Genomic DNA, 14,587 nt, shown 5'->3' with positions numbered 1-14,587 from the left:
CCCCCAACCCCACCCAGGGGCGCGGGGAACTGCGCGACCAGCCCCCACCAACCCGCAGCTCACCCACGACCCGCACCCCCAGCCGCATAACCCCCACCCACCCCCAACCCCCCACCCCACACACCTTGTTGCCCCACCAGACCACCCCACCCCTCGGTCACCACACCCCCCAACCCCCCAACTCCCCCCAAAACACCCCGCGTCTTCCCCACCCCCGCCCGCTCCCCTACCGTTTCCCCATGAGGCTGACGGCAGGAACGGCATGAGCGGTATCGGGCCCGTCGAATCCGTCGACTCCACTGACGTGGACGGGAGTTACGAGGTCATCGGGGGCGACTCGCCCCGCCTCACGGACCGTTGGCACACCCTCCCCCAGCGCACGCGCCGCACGGCACTCGCGGTGATCGCGGCCGGCGCCGCCGCCGTCGGAGCCGTGCTCCTCCCACCGGTGCACGACGACCGGCGGAGCGACCCCACCCCGCCCGTGCCGTGGCCCGCGAACGTCACCGCGTGGCGCTACGTCGGCCTCGCCCAGACCACCGACACCCCCACCACGACCGGCTTCTTCCGCTTCGCGGTCACCGTGGACAGCGGGCCCTCCGTCGCGGTCCGCGTCATCGGCGCCGCCTTCGACGGACTCAGCGCCGAGGCCGTACCGGAACCGGACTTCACCGTCCACGCCGGATCGACCCACCGTGTCACGGTGGAGATTTCCGTTTCCGACTGTTCGGGACTGCCCCTGAATGCGGACCTCGCCTTTCTGGACGTAACGCTGCGTAACACGCGCGCAATACAACACCACAGTTTCATCTTCGGCAGCGCCTACTCCAACGACCTTTCCGAGCTTCTGCACAGGGCCTGCGGCACGACAAACGCCAGGCCAGGCCCACGGCCAAGCGGAAGTGCAGGTTCTCAAAATGTGGACCGCGGGTGAATTCCGCCAAACCGGCCGAGACCCACCCTCCACGAAGCCCGACAACCGGCACGTCATAACAAGAAAGTCACAAGCCAGCTCACGACGATGCCCCTGCCTACAGACCGGGCTTAGAGTCACGGCCAGTCACCGCTCCATCGGGAGTTGGGTACCAGCGCAGCACCTCGCCGCTCCGACAGGAGCGACTGTGCCTGCGGAAAGGACTGATTGTGCGACAGCGTTCCTTGGTGATACTTACCTCCGTTCTCACGACTGGAGCTCTGACCCTCACCGCGTGCGGCTCCCGGGACAGCGGCAGCAAGAGCGACAGCGGCTCGACCACCCTGACCATCGGTGTCGACGCCCCGCTGTCCGGTGAGAACTCCACCACCGGCCTCGGCATCCAGTACGGCGTCCAGATCGCCGTCGACGACGCCAACAAGAACAACTGGGTCCCCGGCGTCAAGTTCAAGGTCAAGGCCCTGGACGACAAGGCCCAGCCCGCCACCGGGCAGTCCAACGCCACCGCCTTCACCGGCCAGAGCGACGTCGTCGGCGCCGTCGGCCCGCTGAACTCCGGCGTCGCCCAGTCGATGCAGCAGGTGTTCGCCTCGGCCAACATGGTCGAGATCTCGCCGTCCAACACCAACCCGCAGCTGACCCAGGGCAAGGACTGGCAGACCACCAAGACGCGTCCGTACAAGACGTACTTCCGTACGGCCACCACGGACGCCCTCCAGGGTGCCTTCGCCGCCGACTACGCGTACAACGGCCTCAAGAAGAAGAAGGCCTTCGTCGTCGACGACAAGCAGACCTACGGCGCCGGTCTCGCCGGGATCTTCAACAGCTCCTTCAAGAAGCTCGGCGGCTCCATCGCGGGCACCGACCACGTCAACACCGGTGACACGGACTTCAGTTCGCTCGTCACGAAGATCAAGAACTCCGGCGCCGACCTGCTCTACTACGGCGGCCAGTACGACGAGTCGGAGAAGATCACCAAGCAGCTCAAGGGCGCCGGGGTCAAGATCCCGCTGTTCGGCGGTGACGGCATGTTCGCCACCACCTACATCCAGACCGCCGGCAAGGCCGCCGAGGGTGACCTCGCCACCTCCGTCGGTGTCCCCGCGGACACCCTGCCGGCCGCGAAGCAGTTCATCGCGACCTACAAGGCCAAGGGCTACAAGGGTGACTACGGCGCCTACGGCGCCTACGCCTACGACGCCGCCAGCGCCATCATCAAGGCCGTGAAGGCGGTCAAGGACGGCAACGGCGACAAGCTGCCCGCCAGCACCGACCTCCGCTCCAAGGTCGTCGACGCCGTCCAGAAGTCCGACTTCGAGGGCATCTCCGGCAAGGTCTCCTTCGACCAGTACGGCGACACCGAGAACAAGCAGCTCACCGTGTACCAGGTCACCAACGGCGCCTGGAAGGCCGTCAAGACCGGCACCTTCAACGGCAGCTGATCCACGGCACAGCGCCACGCATCACAGCAGCACCGCACCACCGCACCACGGGCCGCGCGGAAGGAGGATCCCGACCGCGCGGCCCGTTGTCACACCCCCACCCCCAGGCACGCGATCTGTGCACACGACCACCAGCGACATGGAGGCCATGCGGTGAACACCCTGCCGCAGCAGCTGGCCAACGGGCTGCTTCTAGGCTCGATGTACGGGCTGATCGCCATCGGCTACACGATGGTGTACGGCATCGTCCAGCTCATCAACTTCGCGCACGGCGAGATCTTCATGACCGGGGCCTTCGGCGCCCTCACGGTCTACGCCTACATCCTGCCCGACGGCACCTCGATGGTGGTCGCCGTACCACTCATGCTGATCGGCGGCGGAATCGTCTCCGTCCTCGTGGCGGTGGGGGCAGAACGATTCGCCTACCGCCCCCTGCGGCAAGCACCACGACTGGCGCCCCTCATCACCGCCATCGGCCTCTCCCTGTCCCTGCAGGAGCTCGTCCGGAACTTCTACCCGGGCGCCGACAAGGCCCGCTCCTTCCCCAGCCTCGACGCCAACCACGACATCGGCTCGGTCACCATCTCCGACGCCGACATCTTCCTGGTCCTCGCCGCCGTCATCTGCATGTCCGGCCTCGCCTGGTTCGTCCGCAAGAGCCGCACCGGCCGCGCCATGCAGGCCACCGCGCAGGACCCGGACACCGCCCAGCTCATGGGCATCGACACCAACCGCATCATCGTCATAGCCTTCGCGATCGGCGGTTTCTTCGCCGCGGTCGCCGCCGTCTCCTACGGCCTGAAGTACGGCAACATCGACTACCGCATGGGCTTCCTGATGGGCCTCAAGGCCTTCACCGCGGCCGTCATGGGCGGCATCGGCAACATCTACGGCGCCATGCTCGGCGGAGTCGTCCTCGGCGTCGCCGAGACCCTCGCGTCCGCCTACATCAGCCACATCCCCGGCATGCAGCAGCTCGGCGGCTCCAGCTGGGCCAACGTCTGGGCCTTCTGTCTCCTCATCCTCGTACTGCTGTTCAGGCCACAGGGTCTGCTCGGCGAACGCGTCGCGGACAGGGCGTGATCACATGACCGAGACGACCGAGACCCCCCAGACCCCCGAGACGCCGGCCACCGCGCCCGCGGCACAGCGCGGCATCATCCCGCTGCCCCTCGCCGCGGCCCGCGCCCTGCTGCTCGGCGGCGGCATCCTCACCGCCGCGTCCACGTTCCTGCGCTGGACCTGGACCTCCGACTTCCCCGGTGACCTCACGGTCAACGGCTACCCCGGCGGCCTGCAGATCCTGACCCTCGTCGCCGGCCTCATCACCGTGGTGTTCGCCCTCGCCACCTACGGCGTCCGAGGACTCGGCTGGCTCCTGCCCGCCCGCAACAACGCGCCCCTGGTCCTCACCGCCTTCGGCGCCTTCGCGGTCACCTGGTACACGGTCATCGCGATCGCGGCCGAACTCGGTGGCATCGTCAACTGGGAGCCCGGCACCTACATCGCCGCCGTGGCCTCCCTGCTCCCGGTGATCGGCGCCCTCGCCCTCCCGCAGGACGCCACCGACACCACCAAGGAAGCCCTCAAGGCGTCCATCGCCAAGGCCGAGCGGATCCCGGCACCGCAGGACACCGCCCCCTGGATCCAGCGACTCGTCATCACGATCGTCGCCGCCCTCGGCCTCACCGTCTTCGCGTACGGCATCGACGCCGAGGACGAGCTCTTCGTCGGCTTCCTCATCGTCGTCGTGTTCACCGCGTGGGCCCTGCACACCGCCGGTCTCTTCGACCGGTTCAGCCACCTCACGGCCAACAACCGCAGCTTCGCCCTCGCCATGGGCTTCGTCGCCGCGATCGGCTTCCCGTTCACGCAGACCAACGACCACTACGCCAACCTCGGCGTGAACATCCTGATCTTCGGCACCGTCGCCCTCGGCCTCAACATCGTCGTCGGCCTCGCCGGACTCCTCGACCTCGGCTACGTCGCCTTCCTCGGCGTCGGCGCCTACACGGCCGCCCTGGTCTCCGGCTCCGAGTTCTCCAAGTTCTCCGGCGTCCAGTTCCCCTTCTGGGCCGCCGCCCTCACCGGTGCCGCCGCGTCGCTGGTCTTCGGCGTCCTCATCGGCGCCCCCACCCTGCGCCTGCGCGGCGACTACCTCGCCATCGTGACGCTCGGCTTCGGAGAGATCTTCCGTATCGCCGTGAACAACATGGACGGCGTCTCGGGCCCGGACATCACCAACGGCCCGAACGGCATCCCGTCCATCCCCGACCTGTCGTTCTTCGGCTTCAACTTCGGGGACAGTCACGACATCGGCGGCTTCACCATCGGCCGTTTCGCCAACTACTACCTGCTGATGGTCCTGATCATGGCGCTCGTGGTCACGGTCTACCGCCGCGCCTCGGACTCCCGCATCGGCCGTTCCTGGATCGCCATCCGCGAGGACGAGACCGCCGCCACCGCCATGGGCATCAACGGCTTCCGCGTGAAGCTCATCGCGTTCGCCCTCGGCGCCACCCTCGCCGGTCTCGCGGGCACGGTCAGCGCCCACGTCACCTACAGCGTGGTGCCGAACCCGTACCAGTTCGCCGGAGCGGCCCCGCCCAACTCCGCGTTCCTCCTGGCCGCCGTCGTCCTCGGCGGCATGGGCACCGTCTCCGGACCGTTCCTCGGCGCCGCCCTGCTCTACCTGCTCCCGGAGAAGCTCGTCGCCCTCCAGGACAAGTCGCTCCTCGCCTTCGGTATCGCGCTCATCCTCCTGATGCGCTTCCGCCCCGAGGGCATCATCCCCAACCGCCGACGCCAGCTGGAGTTCCACGAGACCGGCCAGCTCGACGTACCGGAGACCACGACCCTGACCGACGAACCGGCCATCACCAAGGCAGGGGCGTAGAGAGCCATGACGACACCTGTACTCGAAGCCCGTGACGTCACCATGCGCTTCGGCGGCCTCACCGCCGTCCGTTCCGTCGACTTCACCGTCAACTCCGGCGAGATCGTGGGCCTCATCGGTCCCAACGGCGCCGGCAAGACCACCTTCTTCAACTGCCTGACCGGCCTCTACGTCCCCACCGAGGGCACCGTCTCCTACAAGGGCACGGTCCTTCCGCCCAAGCCCCACCTGGTGACCAAGGCCGGTATCGCCCGCACCTTCCAGAACATCCGTCTGTTCGCCAACATGACGGTCCTGGAGAACGTGCTCGTGGGCCGCCACACCCGCACCAAGGAAGGCCTCTGGTCGGCCCTCCTGCGCGGCCCCGGCTTCAAGAAGGCGGAGAAGGCCAGCGAAGAACGGGCCATGGAACTCCTGGAGTTCATCGGTCTCGCCCACAAGCGCGACCACCTGGCCCGCAACCTTCCCTACGGCGAGCAGCGCAAGCTGGAGATCGCGCGGGCGCTGGCGTCCGAGCCCGGCCTCCTCCTCCTGGACGAGCCGACGGCCGGCATGAACCCCCAGGAGACGCGCGCCACCGAGGAGTTGGTCTTCGCCATCCGTGACAAGGGCATCGCCGTCCTCGTCATCGAGCACGACATGCGCTTCATCTTCAACCTCTGCGACCGCGTCGCCGTCCTCGTCCAGGGCGAGAAACTCGTCGAGGGCACCTCCGACGTCGTCCAGGCCGACGAGCGCGTCGTCGCCGCCTACCTCGGCGAACCCTTCGAGGGCGGCCCCGACGAGGGCCCCGCCGACGAGACGGCACCGGCCGCGGGACCCACCGAAGCCGGGACCACCGAAGCCGGGACCACGGAAGCGGAGAGCACCACCAGCACCAAGGGAGAAGCCCAGTGACCGCACTGCTCGAGGTCGAGGACCTCAGGGTCTCCTACGGCAAGATCGAAGCCGTCAAGGGCATCTCCTTCAGCGTCGAGGCCGGCCAGGTCGTCACCCTCATCGGCACCAACGGCGCCGGCAAGACCACGACCCTGCGCACCCTCTCGGGGCTGCTGCAGCCCTCGGGCGGCAAGATCACGTTCGACGGCAAGCCGCTGAACAGCGTCCCCGCCCACAAGATCGTCGCCCTCGGTCTGGCCCACTCCCCCGAAGGCCGGCACATCTTCCCCCGCCTCACCATCGCGGAGAACCTCCAGCTCGGCGCCTTCCTCCGCAAGGACAGGGAAGGCATCGAGAAGGACATCCAGCGTGCCTACGACCTCTTCCCGATCCTGGGAGAGCGCCAGAAGCAGGCTGCGGGAACCCTCTCGGGCGGTGAGCAGCAGATGCTGGCGATGGGCCGCGCCCTGATGTCCCAGCCGAAGCTCCTGATGCTGGACGAGCCGTCCATGGGTCTCTCGCCGATCATGATGCAGAAGATCATGGCGACGATCGTGGAGCTCAAGGCGTCGGGCACGACGATCCTCCTGGTCGAGCAGAACGCCCAGGCAGCGCTCTCGCTCGCCGACCAGGGCCACGTCATGGAGGTCGGCAACATCGTCCTCTCCGGCACCGGCGAGGACCTCCTGCACGACGAGTCGGTCCGAAAGGCGTACCTCGGCGAGGACTGAGAAGTCGTCGCCGTCAGCCGCTTTCCTACGACGAGGCCCGCGCCCCCGGTTCCGGGGGCGCGGGCCTCGTCGTAGGTACCGTTCTCCGGGTCAGCCCTTCGCGGACTTCTTCTCGTCGGCGTCCTGGATGACCGCCTCGGCGACCTGCTGCATCGACATCCGACGGTCCATCGACGTCTTCTGGATCCACCGGAACGCGGCCGGCTCGGTCAGGCCGTACTCGGTCTGGAGGATGGACTTCGCCCGGTCGACCAGCTTGCGGGTCTCCAGGCGCAGCGTGAGGTCGGCGACCTCCTGCTCCAGCTGCTTCAGCTCCGTGAACCGTGAGACGGCCATCTCGATCGCCGGGACGACGTCGCTCTTGCTGAACGGCTTCACGAGGTACGCCATCGCACCGGCGTCCCGGGCCCGCTCGACGAGGTCGCGCTGCGAGAAGGCGGTGAGCATCAGCACGGGCGCGATGGACTCGGCGGCGATCTTCTCGGCGGCGGAGATGCCGTCCAGCTTGGGCATCTTCACGTCGAGGATCACGAGGTCGGGCTTGTGCTCACGGGCCAGTTCGACGGCCTGCTCACCGTCACCGGCCTCGCCGACGACGGTGTACCCCTCTTCTTCGAGCATCTCTTTGAGGTCGAGCCGAATCAGGGCCTCGTCCTCGGCGATGACGACACGGGTCGTCAGCGGAGGCACGTGCGACTTGTCGTCGTCGGGCGCGTCTACGGGCTGGGGCGACTCGGGGGCGGTCACGGGGGCTCCTCGTTCAGGGCACGGGGGTAGTGCTGACAAGAGCCTACCTAGCTGCGATAAGGTAGGGGCACAGCGGGACACCGCTGACCTTGGTTTCAAAGGGGCCCCGGTAGCCCAGCGGTAGAGGCAATGGATTCAAAACCCATCCAGCGTCGGTTCGAATCCGACTCGGGGTACTTTTCCTTCACATTGAAGGCAGTTATTTAGCGGAGGTCCACGTTCGCGTGGGCCTCCGCTTTTTGCTGTCTGTCATCGAGATCACTCCCGCGGACCTCAGCCCGGGATGGCGTTGTCGATGAGGACGGCGGCGATGGCGGCGGCGGTGGGGAACGCGTCGGCGTTGAGGACGCGGGTGCGGGCCGCGGCGCCGTCGAGGAGCAACGCGAGCTGCTCGCCGAGCTGTTCGGGGTCGTCGGCGCCGGCTTCGCGGGCGGTGTCGGCGAGCCGCACGGCGACCGCCTTCTTGTAGTCGCGCGCGTACCGCGACGCGGGGTGCTCGGGGTCGTGGAGCTCCACGGCGGCGGCGATGTACGGGCACAGCGGGGTGCCGGGGGCGATGTCGAAGGCGGCCAGGAGCCGTTCGCGGGGCGTGAGGTCGGGGCGGTCGAACACGCCGGACAGCACGGAGGGGTCGAACCGGCGCAGGTACTCCGCGACGAGTTCGTCCTTGCCGCCGAAGTGCTGGTAGGCCGTGCGCTTGGACACCTCGGCCGCCGCGCAGAGCTGGTCCATGCCGGTGCGGTTGATGCCCTGTTCGCGGAAGAGCCGCTGGGACGCGCCGAGGATGCGCTCGCGGGCACCCCGGCCGCGGCGACTGCCCGTGGGGCCCTTCTCCAACTCCGTCATGGGGCCATCGTACCCGAATCGGGTAACGACCGGTGTACATAGTTGCGCCCCAGCCGCCCGCCTCGTACGGTACGTACACAGGACGGTGTACTTAATGCCGTCGTCGCAGGTGCGTACGGCACCACCGAGGCAAGGGAACGACCATGGGAAAGCTCGACGGCAAGGTCGCGGTCATCACCGGCGGCACCACCGGAATGGCGCTGGCCGGCGCGAAGCGGTTCGTCGACGAGGGCGCGTACGTCTTCATCACCGGCCGCCGCCAGGACGCCCTGGACGAGGCAGTGAAGGAGATCGGCCGCAACGTCACCGGCGTCCAGGGCGACGCCGCCGATCTGGGCGACCTGGACCGCCTGTTCGACACCGTCAAGCGCGAGAAGGGGAGCCTCGACGTGCTGTGGGCCAGCGCCGGCGGGGGCGCGCCCGCACCGCTCGGCGAGATCACCGAGGAGCAGTTCGACACCTGGTTCGGGCTCAACGCGCGCGGCACCCTGTTCACCGTCCAGAAGGCCCTGCCGCTCCTCAACGACGGCGGCTCCATCCTGATGACCGGCTCGAACGCCTCCCTCGGCGCCTTCCCCGGCTGGAGCGTCTACGCCGGCAGCAAGGCCGTCCAGCAGGCCTGGGCCCGCGTCTGGCTCAACGAGCTCAAGGACCGCCGTATCCGCGTCAACGTCCTGACCCCCGGCCAGGTCGCCACCGCCAAGCAGGCGGAACTCTTCGACGAGGCCACCAAGCGCCAGTTCGAGTCCCTCATCCCCCGGGGCCGGATGGGCAGCCCCGACGAGATCGCCGGCGCGGCCCTCTTCCTCGCGTCCGACGAATCCAGCTACGTCAACGGCATGGAGCTCGTCGCCGACGGCGGCACCACCGCCATCTGAACCGGACGCCACACCCAACCAAAGGCGGGACATCTCATGAGCAGCATCAGCATCATCGGCACCGGCAACATGGCCCGCACCATCGGCGCACGGGCGCTGGCGGGCGGCAACACGGTCGAGGTCATGGGCCGCGACCAGTCCAAGGCCGCCGACCTGGCCAAGACTCTCGGCGACGGCGCGACGACGGGAGAGTGGGGCACCGCCCCGGCCGGGGACATCGTCATCGTGGCCCTGTTGTACGACGGTGTCGTGCCGGTCGTCGCCCAGTACGGGGACGCTCTCGCGGGCAAGGTCGTCGTCGACATCAGCAACCCCTTCAACTCCACGTTCGACGGGCTGGCCCACCGCGAGGAGACCTCCGTCGCGCAGGAGGTCGCCAAGGTGGCCCCGGCCGACGCCAGTGTGGTGAAGGCGTTCAACACCGTCTTCCGTCATGTCCTGGAGAAGGGGCGGCCCGACGTCTTCATCGCCGGCGACAGCGCGCAGGCCAAGGCGAGTGTGGGGACGTTCGTCGAGAGCCTGGGGCTGCGCCCGCTGGACGTCGGCGGCCTGAAAATGGCGCACTGGCTGGAAGGCGCGGGCGTGGTCACGGTGGGCCTCGCCAACAACGGGGTGGGCAACCTCGACTTCGCCCTCGGCATCACCGAACTGCCCGCCTGAAGCCCGAAGGGCATTTATCGGCGGTGCATGGGGGGTGCGATTCCCAGCCCGTCGCGAAGGCGAGGCAGTAGGTGAAGCAGTAGGCGAAAGCGCTCGGAGGATCGGCCTCCGCCGTATCAAAGGCGCGGGAATTCGTCCGCGCCCGCGATCTCCCTTTCGCCGCGACTCCCCTCGGCCATTCCGTATTCGCCGAGCCCGCTCGGCGGAAACCGAGTCAACTCCTCACCCAGGCCCGCGAAAAGCCGGCGTACGCGACGGATAATGCGCACGCCGGGGGCGATTCCGGCGTCCGGCGATGTGGGCGCAACCGGGCGCCGCCCGCCGCTACTTCGGGCTGTCGTCCTCGCCGACGTGGTGGACGCGGACGAGGTTCGTGGAACCGGCGACCCCGGGCGGGGAGCCCGCGGTGATGACGACGATGTCGCCCTTCTGGCAGCGGCCGTACTTGAGGAGGAGTTCGTCGACCTGGTCGACCATCGCGTCGGTGGAGTCGACGTGCGGGCCGAGGATGGTCTCCACGCCCCAGGTGAGGTTGAGCTGGGAGCGGGTGGCCGGGTCGGGGGTGAAGGCCATGACCGGGATGGGCGACCGGTAGCGGGAGAGGCGGCGGACCGTGTCGCCGGACTGGGTGAAGGCGACGAGGAACTTCGCGCCGAGGAAGTCGCCCATCTCGGCGGCAGCGCGGGCCACGGCGCCGCCCTGGGTGCGCGGCTTGTTGCGGTCCGTCAGCGGCGGGAGGCCCTTGGCGAGGATGTCCTCCTCGGCGGCCTCGATGATGCGCGCCATGGTGGTGACGGTGGCGATCGGGTACTTGCCGACGCTGGTCTCGCCCGAGAGCATCACCGCGTCCGTGCCGTCGATCACGGCGTTCGCCACGTCGCTCGCCTCCGCGCGCGTGGGGCGGGAGTTCTCGATCATCGAGTCGAGCATCTGCGTGGCGACGATGACCGGCTTGGCGTTGCGCTTGGCCAGTTTGACGGCGCGCTTCTGGACGATCGGGACCTGCTCCAGGGGCATTTCGACGCCGAGGTCGCCGCGGGCGACCATGATGCCGTCGAAGGCCGCGACGATGTCGTCGATGGCGTCGACCGCCTGGGGCTTCTCGACCTTGGCGATGACGGGGAGGCGGTGGCCCTCCTCGTCCATGATGCGGTGGACGTCGTCGATGTCCTTGCCGCTGCGCACGAAGGACAGCGCGATCACGTCGAAGCCGGTGCGCAGCGCCCAGCGGAGGTCGGCCTCGTCCTTGTCGGAGAGGGCCGGGACGGACACGGCGACCCCGGGGAGGTTCAGGCCCTTGTGGTCGGAGACCATGCCGCCTTCGACGACCTCGGTGTGCACGCGGGGGCCGTCGACGGAGGTGACTTCGAGGCACACCTTGCCGTCGTCGACGAGGACGCGCTCGCCCGGGGTCACGTCCGCGGCGAGGCCTGCGTAGGTCGTGCCGCAGGACTGACGGTCGCCTTCGGCGCCTTCCTCGACAGTGATGGTGAAGGTGTCCCCGCGTTCAAGGAGTACGGGTCCTTCGGTGAAGCGGCCGAGTCGGATCTTCGGGCCTTGAAGGTCGGCGAGCAGTCCGACGCTGCGGCCGGTCTCCTCGGCGGCCTTTCGCACGCGCTGGTAGCGCTCCTCGTGCTCGGCGTGGCTGCCGTGGCTGAGGTTGAAGCGGGCTACGTCCATTCCGGCCTCGACCAGGGCTTTGATCTGGTCGTACGAGTCGGTGGCGGGGCCCAATGTACAGACGATTTTTGCTCGGCGCATGCTTCGAGCCTAGGCCTTACCGACCGGTAGGGAATTGGCCGTGCATGACTACTCAACAACCTTTGGGTGAAGGGTTATTGACAAGGCTTGAATGTGCGGCGGGGTGCTCCAATGAGCGTTCGAATCACCGAATTGCGGATGCATGTCAAAGGCGCGGGGGTGCCATCGTGAAGCGTGCGTTGACCTGGGCGTAGATGTGCTGCCGCTGGGGTTCGAGGTCGAGGGGTGCGGCGGCCGTGTCCTCGCCTCCGCCGCCGGCGAAGGACATGGAGCGCATACGGGTCTGGGGGGCGCCGTAGGGCTGGGCGTTCTCGGCGCCGATGTCGGCGAGTTCGACGAGGGCGGCGAGGGTGGTGCCGAGGGCCTCGGCGTATTCGCGGGCGCGCTGGACGGCTTCGCGGACGGCCTGCTGGCGGGCCTGGCGGTGGACGGGCGAGTCCGGGCGCAGGGCCCACCAGGGGCCGTCGACGCGGGTGAGGTCGAGGTCGGCGAGGCGGGTGGTGAGTTCGCCGAGGGCGGTGAAGTCGACGAGTTCGGCGGTGATGTTGACCCGGCCGTGGTAGCGGTGGACGCGTTCGCCGCGGCCGTGCTTGGTGAGTTCGGGGGTGATGGAGAAGCCGCCGGTCTCCAGGCGTTCGACTGCCTCGCCGTAGCTTTTGACCAGGTCGAGGACGGTGGCGTTGCGGCGGGTGAGGTCGTCGAGGGCGGTGCGGCGGTCGGTGCCGCGGGCGGCGACGGTGATGCCGATGCGGGCGATCTCGGGGTCGACCTCGAGGCGGGCCTCGCCGCGGACGGCGATGCGCGGGGCGTCGGGAGTGCCGTAGGGGACGGGGGGTTGGGGGTCGTCCGGGGTGGGGGTGGTCATACGTCCCACTCTGTCAGGTGTGCCGCCTGGTGGTCATCAGATCGAAACCTGGGGGACCTGTCGCGTGCGGTAAGAAGCGAGTAAGAATCTACGCGCGTTGTTGACCGTTCCCCGAGGAGATCCAGAGATGCCCTTGAACCGCCGGAAGTTCCTGAAGAAGTCCGCCGTGACGGGTGCGGGGGTCGCGCTGGCCGGTGCGGCGGCGGCTCCGGCGCAGGCCGCGGAGAAGAAGAGGCCCGGCCGGCCCGCCAAGCGGTACGCGCTGACGGTCATGGGCACGACGGACCTGCACGGGCACGTCTTCAACTGGGACTACTTCAAGGACGCGGAGTACGCGGACGCGGCGGGCAACGCCATGGGTCTCGCGCGGGTGTCGACCCTCGTGAACAAGATCCGCCAGGAGAAGGGGCGGCGGAACACGCTGCTGCTGGACGCGGGCGACACGATCCAGGGCACCCCGCTGACCTACTACTTCGCGAAGGTCGACCCGATCACCGCCAAGCACGGTCCGGTGCACCCGATGGCGCAGGCGATGAACGCGATCGGGTACGACGCGGCGGCGCTGGGCAACCACGAGTTCAACTACGGCATCGAGACGCTGCGGAAGTTCGAGGACCAGTGCCACTTCCCGCTGCTCGGGGCGAACGCGCTGGACGCGAAGACGCAGAAGCCGGCGTTCCCGCCGTACTTCATCAAGAAGTTCCAGGTGCCGGGGGCGCCGCCGGTGAAGGTGGCGGTGCTCGGGCTGACGAACCCGGGTATCGCGATCTGGGACAAGGCTTATGTGCAGGGGAAGTTGACGTTCCCGGGCCTTGAGGAGCAGGCGGCGAAGTGGGTGCCGAAGCTGCGGTCGATGGGCGCGGACGTCGTCATCGTGTCGGCGCACTCCGGGTCGTCGGGGACGTCGTCCTACGGTGACCAGCTGCCGTACGTGGAGAACTCGGCGGCGCTCGTCGCGCAGCAGGTGCCGGGGATCGACGCGATCCTGGTGGGCCACGCGCACGTGGAGATCCCGGAGTTGAAGGTCACGAACAAGGCGACGGGCAAGACGGTCGTGCTGTCCGAACCGCTGTGCTACGCCGAGCGGTTGAGCGTGTTCGACTTCAACCTCGTCTTCGAGAAGGGGCGTTGGACCGTCGAATCGGTGGCGGCCTCGCTGCGGGACGCGAGGACGGTCGCGGACGACCCGAAGATCACGCGGCTGCTGAAGGACGAGCACGCGCTGGTCGTGGAGTACGTCAACCAGGTGGTCGGTACGGCGAAGGCGACGCTGACGACGGTCGACGCGCGGTACAAGGACGCCCCGATCATCGACCTCATCACCAAGGTCCAGGAGGACGTGGTGAAGGCCGCGTTGGTGGGCACGGCGTACGCGTCGCTGCCGGTGATCGCGCAGGCGTCGCCGTTCTCGCGGACCTCGGAGATCCCGGCGGGCGAGGTGACGATCCGGGATCTGTCGGGGCTGTACGTGTACGACAACACGCTGGTGGCCAAGCTGCTGACGGGTGCTCAGGTGCGGGCGTACCTGGAGTACTCGGCGGAGTACTTCGTCCAGACCGCCGCCGACGCGGCCGTCGACACGGAGAAGCTGACCAACGCGAACGGCCGTCCGGACTACAACTACGACTACGTGTCGGGGTTCTCGTACGACATCGACATCGCGCAGGCGGCGGGTTCGCGGATCAAGAACCTGACGTACGGCGGCGCCGCGCTGGACGACGCGCAGCAGTTCGTGCTGGCGGTGAACAACTACCGGGCGAACGGCGGCGGTGCGTTCCCGCATGTGGCCGCCGCGACCGAGGTGTGGTCGGAGTCGACGGAGATCCGGACGCGGATCGCGGAGTGGGTGACCGCGAAGGGTGTGCTGGACCCGGCCGACTTCGCCTCCGTGGACTGGAAGTTGACGCGGAACGGGACGCCCGTCTTCTAGTACACGGGATTCGAGCCC

13 protein-coding genes and 1 tRNA gene are annotated in these 14,587 nt (G+C 68.3%); 10 read left to right on the top strand and 4 right to left on the bottom strand.

From position 1 onward, the window contains the following. The first annotated feature begins 262 nt into the window (after positions 1-262). The 6 genes from OHT77_RS33040 to OHT77_RS33015 all read left to right on the top strand — a co-directional run bounded on the left by OHT77_RS33040 (position 263) and on the right by OHT77_RS33015 (position 6,882). The gene (locus OHT77_RS33040) at positions 263-934 is read left to right on the top strand and encodes a hypothetical protein (RefSeq protein ID WP_328832081.1); all 672 of its coding nucleotides are present in this window, start codon (positions 263-265) and stop codon (positions 932-934) included. A 224-nt stretch (positions 935-1,158) separates the two neighbouring features. Beyond that, the gene (locus OHT77_RS33035; RefSeq protein WP_328832080.1) at positions 1,159-2,376 is read left to right on the top strand and encodes a branched-chain amino acid ABC transporter substrate-binding protein; all 1,218 of its coding nucleotides are present in this window, start codon (positions 1,159-1,161) and stop codon (positions 2,374-2,376) included. Positions 2,377-2,529: 153 nt separating this feature from the next. Beyond that, positions 2,530-3,459 carry a branched-chain amino acid ABC transporter permease gene (locus OHT77_RS33030; protein WP_328832079.1) on the top strand — a complete coding sequence of 310 codons (930 nt, stop codon included), beginning with the start codon at positions 2,530-2,532 and terminating at the stop codon, positions 3,457-3,459. Between the two features lie 4 nt (positions 3,460-3,463). After that, positions 3,464-5,272: a branched-chain amino acid ABC transporter permease gene (locus OHT77_RS33025; protein ID WP_328832078.1), complete on the top strand. Its 1,809-nt coding sequence runs from the start codon at positions 3,464-3,466 to the stop codon at positions 5,270-5,272. A gap of 6 nt (positions 5,273-5,278) precedes the next feature. Then, the gene (locus OHT77_RS33020) at positions 5,279-6,169 is read left to right on the top strand and encodes an ABC transporter ATP-binding protein (RefSeq protein ID WP_328832076.1); all 891 of its coding nucleotides are present in this window, start codon (positions 5,279-5,281) and stop codon (positions 6,167-6,169) included. Then, a complete protein-coding gene (locus tag OHT77_RS33015; protein WP_328832075.1) occupies positions 6,166-6,882 on the top strand; it encodes an ABC transporter ATP-binding protein in 717 nt (238 codons plus the stop codon). The genes OHT77_RS33020 and OHT77_RS33015 overlap by 4 nt, the downstream gene beginning before the upstream one ends. A 90-nt stretch (positions 6,883-6,972) precedes the next feature. Here the strand turns inward: OHT77_RS33015 and OHT77_RS33010 are convergent, their stop codons facing one another. Continuing rightward, the gene (locus OHT77_RS33010; protein WP_266767657.1) at positions 6,973-7,629 is read right to left on the bottom strand and encodes an ANTAR domain-containing response regulator; all 657 of its coding nucleotides are present in this window, start codon (positions 7,627-7,629) and stop codon (positions 6,973-6,975) included. A 103-nt stretch (positions 7,630-7,732) separates the two neighbouring features. Here OHT77_RS33010 and OHT77_RS33005 point away from each other — a divergent pair. Next, positions 7,733-7,805: transfer RNA gene (locus OHT77_RS33005), tRNA-Leu, on the top strand. Between the two features lie 97 nt (positions 7,806-7,902). Here the strand turns inward: OHT77_RS33005 and OHT77_RS33000 are convergent. Next, positions 7,903-8,475 (bottom strand): TetR/AcrR family transcriptional regulator, encoded by a 573-nt coding sequence (locus OHT77_RS33000; RefSeq protein WP_328832074.1) that lies wholly within the window; start codon positions 8,473-8,475, stop codon positions 7,903-7,905. Positions 8,476-8,618: 143 nt separating this feature from the next. Between OHT77_RS33000 and OHT77_RS32995 the strand changes: the two genes are divergently transcribed. Further along, the gene (locus OHT77_RS32995; RefSeq protein WP_328832073.1) at positions 8,619-9,353 is read left to right on the top strand and encodes an SDR family NAD(P)-dependent oxidoreductase; all 735 of its coding nucleotides are present in this window, start codon (positions 8,619-8,621) and stop codon (positions 9,351-9,353) included. A gap of 36 nt (positions 9,354-9,389) precedes the next feature. Continuing rightward, positions 9,390-10,013 (top strand): NADPH-dependent F420 reductase, encoded by a 624-nt coding sequence (locus OHT77_RS32990; protein ID WP_328832072.1) that lies wholly within the window; start codon positions 9,390-9,392, stop codon positions 10,011-10,013. 324 nt (positions 10,014-10,337) lie between these two features. Here the strand turns inward: OHT77_RS32990 and pyk are convergent, their stop codons facing one another. Together pyk and OHT77_RS32980 are read right to left on the bottom strand one after the other, a co-directional pair. Next, positions 10,338-11,774 carry a pyruvate kinase gene (pyk, locus tag OHT77_RS32985; protein ID WP_328832071.1) on the bottom strand — a complete coding sequence of 479 codons (1,437 nt, stop codon included), beginning with the start codon at positions 11,772-11,774 and terminating at the stop codon, positions 10,338-10,340. Positions 11,775-11,919: 145 nt separating this feature from the next. Continuing rightward, entirely contained in the window at positions 11,920-12,639 is a 720-nt protein-coding gene (locus OHT77_RS32980) for an SIMPL domain-containing protein (RefSeq protein ID WP_328832070.1), read from the bottom strand. Between the two features lie 127 nt (positions 12,640-12,766). On the opposite strand from OHT77_RS32980, the gene OHT77_RS32975 reads away from it, so the two are divergent. Next, positions 12,767-14,569, top strand: coding sequence for a bifunctional metallophosphatase/5'-nucleotidase (locus OHT77_RS32975; protein ID WP_328832069.1), 1,803 nt, complete (start codon positions 12,767-12,769; stop codon positions 14,567-14,569). The last annotated feature ends 18 nt before the right edge of the window (positions 14,570-14,587 follow it).

It is taken from the genome of Streptomyces sp. NBC_00252 (genome assembly GCF_036187565.1).
In the GTDB taxonomy this organism is placed as follows: domain Bacteria; phylum Actinomycetota; class Actinomycetes; order Streptomycetales; family Streptomycetaceae; genus Streptomyces.
This window is presented reverse-complemented; position numbering and strand designations above follow the sequence as displayed.

Coding starts and splice junctions, on each gene's coding strand:
- OHT77_RS33040 (WP_328832081.1), top strand. CDS start 263: ATGAGCGGTATCGGGCCCGTCGAATCCGTCGACTCCACTGACGTGGAC.
- OHT77_RS33025 (WP_328832078.1), top strand. CDS start 3,464: ATGACCGAGACGACCGAGACCCCCCAGACCCCCGAGACGCCGGCCACC.
- OHT77_RS33020 (WP_328832076.1), top strand. CDS start 5,279: ATGACGACACCTGTACTCGAAGCCCGTGACGTCACCATGCGCTTCGGC.
- OHT77_RS33000 (WP_328832074.1), bottom strand. CDS start 8,475: ATGACGGAGTTGGAGAAGGGCCCCACGGGCAGTCGCCGCGGCCGGGGT.
- OHT77_RS32995 (WP_328832073.1), top strand. CDS start 8,619: ATGGGAAAGCTCGACGGCAAGGTCGCGGTCATCACCGGCGGCACCACC.
- OHT77_RS32990 (WP_328832072.1), top strand. CDS start 9,390: ATGAGCAGCATCAGCATCATCGGCACCGGCAACATGGCCCGCACCATC.
- pyk (WP_328832071.1), bottom strand. CDS start 11,774: ATGCGCCGAGCAAAAATCGTCTGTACATTGGGCCCCGCCACCGACTCG.
- OHT77_RS32980 (WP_328832070.1), bottom strand. CDS start 12,639: ATGACCACCCCCACCCCGGACGACCCCCAACCCCCCGTCCCCTACGGC.
- OHT77_RS32975 (WP_328832069.1), top strand. CDS start 12,767: ATGCCCTTGAACCGCCGGAAGTTCCTGAAGAAGTCCGCCGTGACGGGT.